This window comes from Arenimonas sp. (assembly GCF_035312645.1).
Classification (GTDB): domain Bacteria; phylum Pseudomonadota; class Gammaproteobacteria; order Xanthomonadales; family Xanthomonadaceae; genus Arenimonas.
On sequence record NZ_DATGBO010000101.1, the window covers coordinates 1 to 13,582 of the forward strand.

Annotated in this window: 13 protein-coding genes; 5 read left to right on the forward strand and 8 right to left on the reverse strand. The window is 64.5% G+C overall.

Going from position 1 to position 13,582, the window contains the following annotated elements; all coding sequences use genetic code 11:
• From VKM35_RS09205 to prmB, 6 genes are all read right to left on the reverse strand, one after another.
• Positions 1-376: NAD-dependent epimerase/dehydratase family protein (locus VKM35_RS09205; protein ID WP_324320657.1), on the reverse strand; the 376-nt coding region annotated here is incomplete at its 3' end.
• The gene (gmd, locus tag VKM35_RS09210; RefSeq protein WP_324320659.1) at positions 360-1,394 is read right to left on the reverse strand and encodes a GDP-mannose 4,6-dehydratase; all 1,035 of its coding nucleotides are present in this window, start codon (positions 1,392-1,394) and stop codon (positions 360-362) included. The genes gmd and VKM35_RS09205, both read right to left, overlap by 17 nt.
• Positions 1,395-1,440: 46 nt before the next feature.
• Positions 1,441-3,945 (reverse strand): FimV/HubP family polar landmark protein, encoded by a 2,505-nt coding sequence (locus tag VKM35_RS09215; protein ID WP_324320661.1) that lies wholly within the window; start codon positions 3,943-3,945, stop codon positions 1,441-1,443.
• A gap of 82 nt (positions 3,946-4,027) precedes the next feature.
• Positions 4,028-5,047: an aspartate-semialdehyde dehydrogenase gene (locus tag VKM35_RS09220; RefSeq protein ID WP_324320663.1), complete on the reverse strand. Its 1,020-nt coding sequence runs from the start codon at positions 5,045-5,047 to the stop codon at positions 4,028-4,030.
• A 170-nt stretch (positions 5,048-5,217) separates the two neighbouring features.
• A complete protein-coding gene (gene aroC, locus VKM35_RS09225) occupies positions 5,218-6,318 on the reverse strand; it encodes a chorismate synthase (protein WP_324320665.1) in 1,101 nt (366 codons plus the stop codon).
• Between the two features lie 16 nt (positions 6,319-6,334).
• Entirely contained in the window at positions 6,335-7,252 is a 918-nt protein-coding gene (gene prmB, locus VKM35_RS09230; protein WP_324320667.1) for a 50S ribosomal protein L3 N(5)-glutamine methyltransferase, read from the reverse strand.
• A gap of 60 nt (positions 7,253-7,312) precedes the next feature.
• Here prmB and VKM35_RS09235 point away from each other — a divergent pair, with 60 nt between their 5' ends.
• The 4 genes from VKM35_RS09235 to VKM35_RS09250 all read left to right on the forward strand — a co-directional run bounded on the left by VKM35_RS09235 (position 7,313) and on the right by VKM35_RS09250 (position 10,813).
• The gene (locus VKM35_RS09235; RefSeq protein WP_324320669.1) at positions 7,313-7,978 is read left to right on the forward strand and encodes an SCO family protein; all 666 of its coding nucleotides are present in this window, start codon (positions 7,313-7,315) and stop codon (positions 7,976-7,978) included.
• Positions 7,975-8,814 carry an archaetidylserine decarboxylase gene (gene asd, locus VKM35_RS09240; protein ID WP_324320671.1) on the forward strand — a complete coding sequence of 280 codons (840 nt, stop codon included), beginning with the start codon at positions 7,975-7,977 and terminating at the stop codon, positions 8,812-8,814. Before VKM35_RS09235 ends, asd begins: the two co-directional genes overlap by 4 nt.
• Before the next feature lie 44 nt (positions 8,815-8,858).
• The gene (locus tag VKM35_RS09245; RefSeq protein ID WP_324320673.1) at positions 8,859-9,566 is read left to right on the forward strand and encodes an arginyltransferase; all 708 of its coding nucleotides are present in this window, start codon (positions 8,859-8,861) and stop codon (positions 9,564-9,566) included.
• Positions 9,567-9,694: 128 nt separating this feature from the next.
• Complete coding sequence (locus tag VKM35_RS09250; protein ID WP_324320675.1) at positions 9,695-10,813, forward strand: endonuclease/exonuclease/phosphatase family protein; 1,119 nt, start codon at positions 9,695-9,697, stop codon at positions 10,811-10,813.
• Between the two features lie 75 nt (positions 10,814-10,888).
• Here the strand turns inward: VKM35_RS09250 and VKM35_RS09255 are convergent, their stop codons facing one another.
• The gene (locus VKM35_RS09255; protein WP_324320677.1) at positions 10,889-11,158 is read right to left on the reverse strand and encodes a hypothetical protein; all 270 of its coding nucleotides are present in this window, start codon (positions 11,156-11,158) and stop codon (positions 10,889-10,891) included.
• Between the two features lie 13 nt (positions 11,159-11,171).
• A complete protein-coding gene (purT, locus tag VKM35_RS09260; RefSeq protein ID WP_324320679.1) occupies positions 11,172-12,383 on the reverse strand; it encodes a formate-dependent phosphoribosylglycinamide formyltransferase in 1,212 nt (403 codons plus the stop codon).
• A 98-nt stretch (positions 12,384-12,481) separates the two neighbouring features.
• On the opposite strand from purT, the gene VKM35_RS09265 reads away from it, so the two are divergent.
• The gene (locus VKM35_RS09265) at positions 12,482-13,378 is read left to right on the forward strand and encodes a hypothetical protein (RefSeq protein WP_324320681.1); all 897 of its coding nucleotides are present in this window, start codon (positions 12,482-12,484) and stop codon (positions 13,376-13,378) included.
• Positions 13,379-13,582 lie beyond the last annotated feature (204 nt).

A 13,582-nucleotide genomic window follows, 5' to 3' on the forward strand; every position in this document is an offset into this window, starting at 1 on the left:
TGCCGTAGATGTTGGCACTGCTCGCCAACACCACGACGCGCGGCTTGTGCGTGGATTTCGCCAACGCCTCGAGCAGATTGCGCGTGCCGACCACGTTGACGCGGTAGATCGCATCGGCATCGCCGTGCGCAACGAAGGCGATCGCCGCCAGATGCACGACCACGTCGGGCTTCACGGAGGCGATCGCGGCATCGGCGGCGGCACGATCGGTGAGATCGACCGTCAGCCAGTTGCTTTCGTTGTTGGCCTGATGAGTCAGACCAACAACGCGATAGCCGGCGTCTTCGAGTTCGCGCGCCAGGTAGCGACCGGTGAAACCGCAGATGCCCGTGACCAGCGCGACGGGCGCGCTTTTGACCTCAGAAAGAGAACCCACGCTCATTCCTGGTGATATCGGCGTCGACCATCATCTTGCACAACTGCTCCAGCGTCGTGGTCGGCTTCCAGCCCAGCTTGGCGGTGGCCTTGGCCGGATTGCCGATCAGCAATTCGACTTCCGCGGGGCGGTAGAACTTCGGATTGATGCGCACCAGCGTACGACCGGTTTCGCGGCAAACGGCGGTTTCGCCTTCGGCCTGGCCCTTGAAATCGAGCGCGATGCCCGCGCCCTGGAACGCCATGGTGACGAAATCGCGCACGGTCTCGGTGCGGTTGGTCGCCAGCACGAACGTATCGGGCTGGTCGGCCTGCAGCATCCGCCACATGCCATCGACGTAATCCTTGGCGTAACCCCAGTCGCGCTTGGCGTCGAGGTTGCCGAGCTCGAGCGTGTCGAGCTTGCCGAGTTTGATCTTGGCGACGGCATCGGTGATCTTGCGCGTGACGAACTCGCGACCACGCAGCGGCGATTCGTGATTGAACAGGATGCCGCTGCTGCCGAAGATGTCGTAGGACTCGCGGTAGTTGACCGTGATCCAGTGCGCGTACAACTTGGCCACGCCATACGGGCTGCGCGGATAGAACGGCGTCTCCTCGATCTGCGGCACGGCCTGGACCTTGCCGAACATTTCCGAAGTCGAGGCCTGGTAGAAGCGGATCTTCGGATTCACCAGGCGGATCGCTTCGAGCAGATTCAGCGGGCCAATGCCGGTGATCTGCGCGGTGGCGATCGGCTGGTCGAAGGACACACCGACGAAACTCTGCGCGGCAAGGTTGTAAACCTCGGTTGCCTCGCTGGTTTCGAGCAGACGCACACTGGAGCCGAAATCGAGCAGGTCGTGCTCGATCAGGTGCAGGTTGGCGTCGTCCTGGATGCCGAGCTCCTCGATGCGCCAGAAATTGACCGAGCTGGTGCGGCGATACGTGCCGTACACGCGATAGCCCTTGGCGAGGAGCAACTGCGCCAGATAGGCGCCGTCCTGACCGGTGATGCCGGTGACTACTGCAGATTTCATGATTACCTACTTGCGCTTTGCGATTTTCGCGGTCGAGCCCGCGGGCTCAACCGATTTCCTTGAGGATGCGGGCGGCAGCGGCTTTCGCCGATACGCTGCCTTCAGCCATGACTTCCTCGAGCATGCTGCGTGCACCCTCGAGATCACCGATGTCGAGATAGGCCTTGGCCAACTCGATGCGAGTTGCGCCGGCTTCGTCCTCGACCATCAACTCGGCCTCGTTGCGATGCAGATCCATTGCCGAGGACATCGCCGCATCGGCGCGGCCGGCGTCGTGTTCGAAACTGATTTCGCTGGATGCGGCGAAATCGTCGGCGGCACCGCCGTCATCGCTGAAATCCAGCGAATTCGTTGCTGCGACTGGTGCCGGTGCGGGAGTCGGTGGTGGTGGCGGTGCGGGCGCAGGTGTCGGCTCGGGCTTTTTCGCCACCGGCGGAGCAACGACAGGTGCAGCGACGACCGGTGCGGGTGCGGGTGCGGGTGCGGGTGCGGGTGAGGCAGGAGCAGGTGCGGCGGCGGCTGGTGCATCCGCATCCATGCGCGTCGAATTCCAGCCGGCCTGACTGAACAGCGGGTGCCCCGGCATCAGGGCTGCGCCCATGACCACGGCTTCGCGCCAGCGCGGATCCATCGTGCTCGACACCTGCATGCGCATCGCCTGCGCGGCGGCTTCGTAATCGGCGGAGTTGCCGCGGGAATGGAACAGACGCAGCAGGCTCAGATGCGCTTCGAGATCCTGCGGCCGCGATTTCACCGCAGCTTCGAGACTGTTGCGCTGGGTATCGACAGCCGGGGTCGGTTCTTTGGCAGCCGGCGCCTTGGCGGGCGACGGCGTCGGGGCTGGCGCATCGGCGGGCACGGCCTTGCCGACACGGGTCTGGGCCAGGCTGGCGCGCAGGGCGTCGTCGTCGGAGATGCGACGCGGGGCATCGACCACTTCCGGCTCGCCACGCTTGCCGCGACGCATGGCGAACACCAGGCCTCCGATCAAAATCAGGGCACCGCCTGCCCACAGATACGGATTCATGTAGATCGGCTCGGCTTCGGCGGCGGGTGCAGCAGCTGCCGCTTCCGGCTTCGTTTCCGCCGGCTTCACTTCGGCCGGCGTGGCAGCCGCAGTGGTTGCCGGCGTCGGCAACGCTACCGAGGCCGAGGCCGCAAGCGCGGCGCTCGCCGACGGCGCAGGCACGCCTGAGGCGGCAGCCTGCGCATCCTCGAGTTGCTTGAGGCGATCCTGCATCGCTTTCAGATCGCTGTTCTGCACATCGATCATGTGCTGGCGATCAGCATTCATTTTTTCCAGATCGCCAACCTGCGATTTCAATTCCTTCACTTCCGCAGTGCGTGCGGCGAGGTCTTCGCGGGCCTGGCTCAGCTGCGCACGCAGCTCGGTACCGCCGGCGCCGGCAGCGGCGCCCGACTGCGCACCGCGGGCACTGGCCGCGCCCGAGGGCGGAACGATTTCCAGGCGCGACGCGTGCGAGCGGGCGGCCGGATGCGAGGCAACGCGCGGCGGCCTCGGCGCAGCCGCAGGCGCTGGTGCCGATTCGGGCGCAGGAGCGGGTGTCTGCTCGGCGGCGGTTTCTGCAGGCTGCGGTACCGGCTGGCGCGGTGTGCGCCAGGCGCTGGCCTGTTCGCGGACCAGCGTTGCCGCTTGTTCGGGCGAAAGAGTGGTGACTTCCTCACGGCTCGGAATGCGCAGCACCGAGCCACTCTTGAGGCGGTTGATGTTGTCCTGGTCGAAAGCCTCGGGGTTGGCGCGCAGCAAAGCCAGCATCATCTGGTTGACCGACACGCCCGCATCCGGACGCGACTGGTTGGCGATCGACCACAGCGTCTGGCCGGCGCCGATCGGTCCGACCTGTCCCGGTTGTGCAGGTGCAGCTGCGGGTGCAGGTTCCGGAGCCGCGGGCTCCGGCGTCGGGGCCGGCTCAGGCGGCGCGCTGGCGACGGGCTGCGGAGCAGGCTCGGAAACAGGCGGCGACGCAGGCATCGGCTCGGGAGCCGGAGCGACTGCGACGGGTTCGGGCGCGCTGACCGGCGCGGCCTGGGTTGGCGCGGGCTCCGGCGCTGGCGGCGGGGCCGGCATCGGTTCGGGAGCCGGAGCCACAGCGACCGGTGCGGCCATCGGGCGAATCACGGCCTGGGCGATATAGGGCGGGTCGATCAGCGCCGTGTATTCACGGGTCACCGCGCCCTTGCCCCAGTCGGCCTCGATCAGGAAGCTCAGGAAGGGCTCCTGGAATTTGCCCGGGGTCGAAACCCGGATCACCGGCTGGCCCTTGGCATTCTTGCCGATGCTGAATTGCAAATTCGCGGTCAGGTCGCCGGGGCGATCCAGGCCGACGCGAGCGAAAGCCTCGGGCGACGCCAGGCGCACATCGAGGCGCTCGAGTTCGGCGGGCGTGGCCGAGAGAATCGGGATTTCGGCGACCAGGGGCTGGTTCAAGCCGGATTTGACTTGCAGCTGGCCCAGTCCCATCGCCTGCAGCGAGGGCGCCGCCAAGGCCAGGGACAGGGCGAGCGGTAGCGTTAAATGCCGAGTTTTCACTTGAAGCTTCTCCCCAGATGAATGACCCGGGGCGCCGGCGGGGGCCGGCAACCACGGGAACAATTACTGTGATGAGAACCGTTTACGCGCGATTTTTCAACACAAGCTCAGCTAATTGGACCGCATTGAGCGCCGCGCCCTTGCGGATATTGTCCGAAACCACCCACAGATCCAGCCCGCGCGGATGCGACACGTCCTCACGGATGCGGCCCACGAACACCGGATCCTTGCCCGAGGCGTGGGTCACCGGCGTCGGGTAGCCGCCTGGCTTGCGCTCGTCGACCACGACCACGCCCGGCGCCTTTTCCAGCAAGGCGCGCGCCTCATCGGCGCTGATCTTGTTGCGCGTCTCGATGTGCACGGCCTCGGAGTGACCGAAGAACACCGGCACGCGCACCGCAGTGGGGTTCACCTGGATGTTCTTGTCGCCGAGGATCTTCTGCGTCTCCCAGACCAGCTTCATTTCTTCCCGGGTGTAACCGTTGTCCATGAAATCGTCGATGTGCGGGATCAGATTGAAGGCGATCTGCACCGGGAAGCGCTGCGGATCCGGATCCTTGAAACCCATGATCGCGGCCGTCTGCTTGCCCAGTTCTTCCATCGCCGAACGACCGCCGCCGGACACCGACTGGTAGGTCGCCACGTTGATGCGCTCGATGCCCACCGCACGGTGGATCGGCGCCAGCGCGACCAGCATCTGCATGGTCGAACAATTGGGGTTGGCGACGATGCCGCGTGGAATGTTGCTCAATGCTTCCGGATTCACCTCGGCGACCACCAGCGGCACGTCATCGTCCATGCGGAAGGCCGAGCTGTTGTCGATCACGATCGCGCCGGCGGCGGCGAATTTCGCCGCGTACTGTTTGGAAATCGCACCGCCTGCCGAGAACAGCGCGATGTCCACGCCTTTCGGATCGAACGTGGCGAGATCGCGCACGGTGAGTTTCTGGTTGCCGAAATCGACTTTTTCGCCGGCGGAACGTTCGCTGGCCAGCGCGATGATTTCCTTGATCGGAAACCTGCGCTCGTGAAGGATCGAGAGCATCACTTCGCCGACGGCACCAGTGGCACCGACAACTGCAACGGTATAGGTCTGGGTCATGGTCTTTTCTTGAAGGGTTTGAGCGTCGCGCGTGGCGCGTGCGGAGAAATTCGGGACCTTGCGATCGGGGCGCGGCTAGGAACGGAAGCTAGCGGTCACGGGAATGCGCCCCGACCGGCGTTTTCGCGCCACGCGTTTTTTGCTTGCGTTGATCGGACGAAACTCGGCGCTCATTGCACGGCACCGGGAATGCGCGGGGAAACTTCCCCGACGTCGCCGCATTGCGCACGATGGCGCAGCGCCTGGTCCATCAGCACCAGCGCCATCATCGCCTCGCAGATCGGCGCGGCGCGCAGGCCGACGCAGGGGTCGTGGCGACCGGTGGTGACGACCTCGACTTCGCGACCTTCGACATCGACGGTGTGACCGGGCAGACGCAGGCTCGAAGTCGGCTTGAACGCGACTGAGCAGGTGATCGCCTGGCCGCTGGAAATGCCGCCGAGGATGCCGCCAGCGTGATTGCTGCGGAAGCCGTCGCGACCGAGTTCGTCGCGATGCTCGCTGCCTTTCTGCGTGATGCTGGCGAAACCGGCGCCGATCTCGACGCCCTTGACGGCATTGATCGACATCATCGCGGCAGCAAGCTCGCCGTCGAGCTTGCCGTAAATCGGTTCGCCCCAACCCGGCGGCACGTTGTCGGCGACGACATCGATACGCGCGCCGACCGAATCGCCGGATTTGCGCAGCGCATCCATGAAACTTTCCAGCTCCGGCACCTGCGCTGCGTCCGGCCAGAAGAACGCGTTGTCTTCGACTACAGACGCATCAAAGGAACGCGGACGGATTTCGCCGATCTGCGCGACATGCGCACGCACGCGGATGCCGTGTTTTTCCGCCAGCCATTTCTTGGCGATCACCGCCGCAGCAACGCGCATCGTGGTTTCGCGCGCGGAACTGCGGCCACCGCCACGCGGATCGCGGATGCCGTACTTCTGCCAATAGGTGTAATCGGCATGGCCGGGACGGAACTGTTCGACGATCTTGTCGTAGTCCTTGCTGCGCGCATCGGTGTTGCGGATCAGCAACGCGATCGGCGTACCGGTGGTCCGGCCTTCGTAGACTCCGGACAGAATTTCGACTTCGTCGGCCTCGTGGCGCTGCGAGGTATGCCGGCTCTTGCCGGTCGCGCGACGTTGCAGGTCGTGGGCGAATTCTTCCGCCGTGATCGCGATGCCCGGGGGGCAACCATCGATCACGCAACCGATCGCCGCTCCGTGGCTTTCGCCGAAGGTGGTGACGGTGAGGAGTTTCCCGAAGGAATTGCTGGCCACGTGCGTGTCGTTCCGGTCAGCGGCGCGCGTCGGCGAGCTGCTTGATCTTCGCGTGGTGCGCGACGATGTGTTCGCGCTCGATCGCGAAGATGCCCATCTGCCCGACCTTGAACTCGACCCAGGCGAACGGCAGTTCGGGCAACAATTTGATCAAGTGCTGCTCGCTCTCGCCGACTTCGCAGATCAACAGCCCGTGCTCGGACAGGTGCTCGGGCGCATCGCGCAGGATTTCCAGGGCGAGATCCAGGCCATCGTCGCCGGCGCGCAGGCCGAGTTCGGGCTCGTGCGAATACTCTTTCGGCAGCGCATCGGTTTCGGCATGGGTGACATAGGGCGGATTGGTCACGATCAGGTCGTAGACCTCGCCATCCAGGCCGCGGAACAAATCGGAATGCACAAGACGCACGTTCGGTGTTTCCAGGCGTTCGACATTTTCCTTCGCCAGCGCCAGCGCGTCTTCGGAAATATCGACGGCATCGACCTGCCAGTCCGGGTTGTAGTGCGCGGTCGCGATCGCGATGCAGCCCGAACCGGTGCACAGGTCGAGTACGCGTTCGATGGGGCGACCACCGAGCCAGGGCTCGAAACCCGATTCGATCAACTCGGCGATCGGCGAACGCGGCACCAGCGCGCGCGGGTCGGATTTGAAACTCAGGCCGGCGAACCAGGCCTCACCGGTGAGGTAACAGGCCGGGATGCGTTCGTCGACGCGACGGTCGAACAGCGCCAGCACGCGGGCTTTTTCCTCGGCAACCAATTTGGCCTGGCCATAGACCGGGCTGGTGTCGTGCGGCAGGTGCAGGGCATGCAGCACCAGCTGCGTGGCCTCGTCGAGGGCGTTGTCGTAACTGTGGCCGAAACTCAGTCCGGCGGCCCCGAAACGGCTGGCGCCGTAGCGGATGAAATCGATGATGGTGACGAGTTCGGCGCTCATGATGACCGTCGGAAAGGCGCAAGGCGGCAGTATAACGGCCTGATCGCTATAATTTGCGCCATGAACGCATCCCGATCCGCCGGTTTCGCCAACAAGACCACCCTCTTCCTGATCGCCGGCGCGCTCGCCGCGGGACTCGGATTGACGCTGGCGCAGAAGTATTTCCACGCACCGGCAACGCCCGCCGCCGCGCCTGCTCCGGCGTTGAAAGCCGTCCGCCTGATCCAGCCGGCGCGCGCACTGCCTGATTACCGATTGACCCAGGCCGATGGCAGCGAGCTCACGCCAGCGACCTTGCGCGGTCACTGGACGCTGGTCTTTCTCGGCTTCACACAATGCCCGGACGTCTGCCCGACCACGCTCGCCGACCTCGCCAAGGCGCAGAAGGAATGGGAACGCATGCCGGCAGCGACGCGACCGCGGCTGCTGTTTGTTTCGGTCGATCCCGAGCGCGATACGCCACAGATCCTAGGCGACTACGCCCACCACTTCCACGCCGACACGCTGACAGCGACCACCGCCGAACCGGCGCTGCATGATTTCGCGCAGTCGCTGGGGCTGGTCTACATGAAGGTGCCGTTGGAAGGTGCCGGTTACACGATGGATCATTCGGCAACAATGATCGTGCTCGATCCCGAGGGCAGACAGGCCGGCCTGATCCGGCCGCCACTGGTGCCGGCCGACATCGCCAGCGACCTGCGCCTGCTGACGGAGCAGAAACGATGAGCCCGGCGGTTTTTTTCCAGTACGTACTGCCGCATCGGCTGCTGTCGCGATTGGCGCTGTGGACCGCGCGCTGCGAGGTGGGGTTCTTCAAGAATTGGCTGATCGCGCTGGTGATCCGCAAATTCAATGTCGACATGAGCGAAGCCGCCGACCCCGAACCGAGGAATTACGCGAGCTTCAATGCCTTCTTCACCCGCGCGCTCAAGCCTGGCGTGCGCACGCCCGATGCCGATCCGCAGGCGCTGCTGATGCCGGCCGACGGCAAGATCAGCCAGATCGGCCGCATCGAAGCCGGGCGCATTTTCCAGGCCAAGGGCCAGGCATTCACCGCCGCCGAATTGCTGGGCGATGACGCCGCAGCGGCGCCCTTCGCCGACGGCTGGTTCGCCAACATCTATCTGTCGCCGCGCGACTATCACCGCGTGCACATGCCCTGGGCAGGTACGTTGACCGAAACCCTGCACGTGCCCGGGCGGCTGTTCACCGTCGCGCCTTGGGGCGTGCGCGCGATCCCGCGCTTGTTCGCGCGCAACGAACGCCTGGTCTGTCATTTCGATACCGACCACGGCCCGATGGCGATGGTGATGGTCGGTGCGCTGCTGGTTTCCGGCGTGGAGACCGTGTGGAACGGCGTAAACATTCCCAAGTACGCCTCGCGTCCGCTGCGTCGCGATTTCCGCGGCCAGAACATCCGCCTGGAACGCTTCGCGGAAATGGCGCGCTTCAACTACGGCTCGACCGTGATCGTGTTGCTGCCCAAAACCGGCATCACCCTCGACACCCTCGCCAGCGAAACCCCGACCCGCCTCGGCGAACACATGGGCGTGGTTTCGTAGCGCGCTGCGCGCACGCCGCAGCAAACCGGGCATAGAATCCGGGCATGGGCACCCAGCACAATATCCGCGTCTTCCAGACCGCCGAGCATGGCTGCGGCTACTGGCCGGAACGGTTGGCACGCGACCTGGTGCTCGATCCTTCCGACCCTTCCCTGCCCTCGCTCTATCCAAGCGCGCTGGCCTTGGGTTTCCGTCGTTCCGGCGGCCATGTCTATCGTCCGCATTGCAGCGCCTGTCGTGCCTGTGTCGCCGTGCGCATTCCGGTGCGCGAATTCCAGTCCAGCCGCAGCCAGCGCCGATGCCTGGCGCGCAATGCCGACCTGCATGTGCGGATAAGCCCGGCGCGGCGCACCAGCGAAACCTTCGACCTGTACCGTCGCTACGTCGATACCCGCCATGCCGGCGGCGGCATGGATGCGCCGATGCCGGTGGATTTCGATGGCTTCCTCGCCTGCGCCTGGAGCCCGACCGAATTCATGGAGATTTTCTGCGGCGACCAATTGCTCGCCGTCGCCGTGACCGACGTGTTGCCTGACGCGCTGTCGGCGGTCTACACCTTCTACGCCCCCGAACAGGCCGCGCGCAGTCTTGGCACCTACGCGATCCTTGCGCAGATCGAACGTGCGCGACGCGAGGATCGCCAACATCTGTATCTCGGTTTCTGGCTCGATCAGCATCCGAAGATGCATTACAAACAGGGCTTCCGACCGCTGGAATTTCTCGAGGGAAGGGAATGGCGGAGGTCCGCTTGACGTTGTCGCCCGCAATGACGCGGATTTTCGCAGTTGCAAGAATCGCGCTCGTGAGCGCTCCTGCGAGGGCGGGTTTGCTTGCTGCGACCATCCTGTTTTCTTTTGGCTGTTCAACCGGTCCTGCAACGATGAACAAGCCTGCACAAAACCCGGCAGCGACACTGCGCGTGGCCACTTACAACACCTCGCTTTACGACGATCACGACGGCGGACTGATCGCACGACTGCGCAAGGGCGAAGAACAGGCGCGCAGGATTGCCGCGGTGATCCAGCACCAACGCCCGGACATCCTGCTGCTCAACGAATTCGACTACGACGACGCCCATGTCGCCGCCGACCTGTTCCAGCACGACTATCTCGAGGTCGGGCAATTCGGCCAGGCACCGATCCATTACGAGTACCGCTACCTCGCGCCGGTCAACACCGGCGTGCCCTCCGGCATGGATTTCAATCGCGACGGCAAGGTCGCCGGCGGCGACGACGCCTTCGGCTTCGGCCTGCATCCCGGCCAGTACGGCATGTTGGTGCTTTCGCATTTTCCGATCGCCAGCGAGCAGGTGCGTACCTTCCAGTTGCTGCGCTGGAAAGACATGCCGCAGGCACGCGCGCCGATCGATCCGAAAAGCGGCCAGCCCTGGTATACGCCAGAACAATGGGCGGTGTTTCGCCTGAGTTCGAAGTCGCATTGGGACGTGCCCATCCGCACGCCGCAGGGGCTGCTGCATTTTCTGGTGCACCACCCGACGCCGCCGGTGTTCGATGGCCCCGAAAATCGCAACGGCCTGCGCAATCACGACGAGATCCGTCTCTGGGCCGAATATATTTCGCCCGGCGAGAAATCCTGGCTCTGCGACGATCAAGGTCGCTGTGGCGGATTGCCGGCGGACCAGCGCTTCGTCATTGCCGGCGATCACAACGCCGACCCCGTCGATGGCGACGGCGTGCCCGGCGCGATCCAGCAGTTGCTGGAGAATCCGCGCGTGCTGCGTTACGCCACGCCCGTCAGTGAAGGCGCAGTCGTGTCGGCGCTGGCCGCAGGCGGCGCCAATCTGAAGCATCGCGGCGCGCATGCGCACGACACCGGCGATTTCGGCCCGCAGGTCGGCAACCTGCGCCTGGATTACGTGCTGCCGTCGAGCGGTTTCAGCGTCGTGGCCAGCGGCGTGTTCTGGCCGAAACCGGGCGACCCCGGCGCCGACTGGATAGGCGCGACCGACCACCATATGGTCTGGGTCGATATCCGTTGAGGCGTTTGTGCCGGCGGCTGAAAATTTCGGCGCGGAACTGCGCGCACCCGCTGAAATTCGCCGCGATTTTCCCGCTCAGGTAAAGCCGAAGCCCGCGTTGCCGTCGCTGGTCGAAACGATCATGCGGATCATCGCGGTCGGCACCATCAATTCGATTTCGATCGACTTGCCATTGGCGTTCTGGCTGTGGATGTTCATCTCGCAGAACGCGCCGCCGGTATCCAGGCCGACGCACTGCACGTGCTGACCGGCCGGGCCATCCGACAGATACGGCTTGATCGCATCGCCCAGAGCGTCCAGCGCGGTGGCGTGAAAGAAGACGGCATAGGATTCGTGTTCGCTCATCGTCGTGCTGGCCTCAGGTCAGGGTGATGTGGAGTGCCGCGGCGGCGCGGCGGGCCTTGGCGCGAGCCTGTTCGATATCTTCGGCCAGCGCCAGTGTCACGGCGACGCGACGATGACCTTCGACGCGCGGCTTGCCGAACAGGCGCAATGCCGTGTCGGGTTCGGCGAGCGCGGCATCGACGCCGGAGAACACCGGCACGCCCTCCCCATGCGCGAGCACGGCGCAAGACGCCGCTGCACCATGTGAGCGAATCACCGGAATCGGCAGGCCGAGAATCGCGCGCGCATGCAGCGCGAACTGCGACAGATCCTGCGCCACCAGCGTTACCAGACCGGTGTCGTGCGGACGCGGCGAAACTTCCGAAAACCAGACCTCATCGCCCTGCACGAACAACTCGACGCCGAACACGCCGTAGCCGCCAAGATCGTCGGTGACTTTTTGCGCGATTTCCTGCGCGCGTTCCAGCGCACGCGCCGACATCGGCTGCGGCATCCAGCTTTCGCGATAGTCACCGTCGACCTGCAGGTGACCGATCGGCGCGCAGAAATCGGTGCCGCCAGCGTGGCGCACGGTCAGCAAGGTGATTTCGTAATCGAAGGCGATGAATCCCTCGACGATGGCGCGCCCCTGGCCGGCACGACCGCCGCTTTGCGAATATTCCCAGGCCGCATCGATCTGCTCGGCCGTGCGCACCGTGCTCTGGCCCTTGCCCGAGGAACTCATCACCGGTTTGACCACGCAGGGCAATCCAATCGCGGCGACGGCAGCGCGATAGTCCTCAAGCGTATCGACGAAGCGATATGGCGAGGTCGGCAGACCCAGCGTTTCCGCAGCAAGCCGGCGGATGCCTTCGCGATCCATGGTCAGGCGTGCGGCGCGTGCGGTCGGGATCACGCGCACGCCGGCATCGCGCTCGAGCTCGACCAGCGTCGGTGTATGGATGGCTTCGATCTCGGGTACGACGAGATGCGGTTTTTCGTGTGCGATCAGGTCGCGCAGCGCCGCGGGATCGAGCATGTTCAAGGTATGGCAGCGATGCGCGACCTGCATGGCCGGTGCATTGTCGTAGCGATCGGCGGCGATCACTTCCACGCCCAGGCGCTGCAGTTCGATCACCACTTCCTTGCCCAGCTCGCCGGAGCCGAGCATCAGCACACGCGTGGCGGTAGCAGTAAGCGGCGTGCCAAGACGCACGGGAACGGTGGGATTCGCAGGCTGGGTCATGGTTTTGGCGGCAGTGGACGGCCTGCGATTGTAGCGGCAGCCGGTTCTAAGCCGGCCGCTTTTCTGGCATCCTCGATCGACTTTTCACAGCGGCCGCGATGCTTCCCACGACCTTACTCCTGCTGCTGGGCCTGCTGTCCCCGACACCACCTGCTACAGGCTGGAGCGACGCGGAATACGCCGGCAGCCTCACCGATCCGGAACTCGACGAAGTCAGCGGTCTCGCGGCGTCGCGTGTGCATCCGGGCCTGTATTGGGCGCAGAACGACAGCGGCAACCCCGCCAACCTGATGCTGATCAGGGCCGACGGCACGCGCGTCGCGACTTACCACGTCACCGGCGCGACCAATACCGACTGGGAAGACATCGATGCCTTCGAGCTCGACGGAAAGCATTACCTGCTGGTCGCCGACACCGGCGACAACGGCGGTATCCGCGAGACGCTGTCGCTGCTGGTGATCGAGGAACCGAAAACCATCAAGGACGGCGACAGCCTCAGCCCGGCCTGGACGATCGAATTCCGCTGGCCCGACGGCGCTCGCGACTGCGAAGCCAGCGCGGTGGATGCGGCAAAAGGCGAGGTGCTGCTGATTTCGAAAAAACGTGTGCCGCCGGAATTGTTCCGCTTGCCGCTACGGCAAACCGCAGGAATACAAATCGCACAACGCATCGCCACCCTGCCCGGAATCGCGCAACCTTCCGAAGATGAGCTGACAAAAAATCCGGTCTACGGCCGCTATCGATCGCAGGTCAGCGGCGCCGACCTCAGCCCGAACGGCCGCGTACTCGCAGTGCTCAACTACCACAGCGTCTATTTCTACGTGCGCCAGCCTGGCCAGGACTGGCCCGCAGCGATGACGCAGCCGCCCGAGATTCTTCATTACCCCTGGCTGCCGCAGGCCGAGGCGATCGCCTTTTCCGTCGATGGCAGCAGCCTGCTGATCGGCAGCGAGCAGCGGCCGACGCCGCTTCTGCGTTTTCACGTAAAACAATAACTTACTGATTTTGAAGGATTTACTTTTCCTTCTAAGATTTTCTTCGGCCTCTGTTTGACATTTGATATCAATTTGATATCTTTTCTCCGTCCCTAGGAGAACGCGTCATGAGAGAGAACGAAACCCATTCCCTGCCTGGCATCGCGATGCTGCTGGTCCTGCTGCTCGGCTTGCTCGCCTGCGCTGCCACTCTGGTATTCGGTG

Excerpts from the sequence above, each read along its gene's own strand:
- VKM35_RS09245 (WP_324320673.1), top strand. The coding sequence starts at position 8,859 with ATGGGCACCCAGCACAATATCCGCGTCTTCCAGACCGCCGAGCATGGC.
- asd (WP_324320671.1), top strand. The coding sequence starts at position 7,975 with ATGAGCCCGGCGGTTTTTTTCCAGTACGTACTGCCGCATCGGCTGCTG.
- VKM35_RS09220 (WP_324320663.1), bottom strand. The coding sequence starts at position 5,047 with ATGACCCAGACCTATACCGTTGCAGTTGTCGGTGCCACTGGTGCCGTC.
- purT (WP_324320679.1), bottom strand. The coding sequence starts at position 12,383 with ATGACCCAGCCTGCGAATCCCACCGTTCCCGTGCGTCTTGGCACGCCG.
- VKM35_RS09255 (WP_324320677.1), bottom strand. The coding sequence starts at position 11,158 with ATGAGCGAACACGAATCCTATGCCGTCTTCTTTCACGCCACCGCGCTG.
- gmd (WP_324320659.1), bottom strand. The coding sequence starts at position 1,394 with ATGAAATCTGCAGTAGTCACCGGCATCACCGGTCAGGACGGCGCCTAT.
- VKM35_RS09250 (WP_324320675.1), top strand. The coding sequence starts at position 9,695 with ATGAACAAGCCTGCACAAAACCCGGCAGCGACACTGCGCGTGGCCACT.
- prmB (WP_324320667.1), bottom strand. The coding sequence starts at position 7,252 with ATGAGCGCCGAACTCGTCACCATCATCGATTTCATCCGCTACGGCGCC.
- VKM35_RS09265 (WP_324320681.1), top strand. The coding sequence starts at position 12,482 with ATGCTTCCCACGACCTTACTCCTGCTGCTGGGCCTGCTGTCCCCGACA.
- VKM35_RS09235 (WP_324320669.1), top strand. The coding sequence starts at position 7,313 with ATGAACGCATCCCGATCCGCCGGTTTCGCCAACAAGACCACCCTCTTC.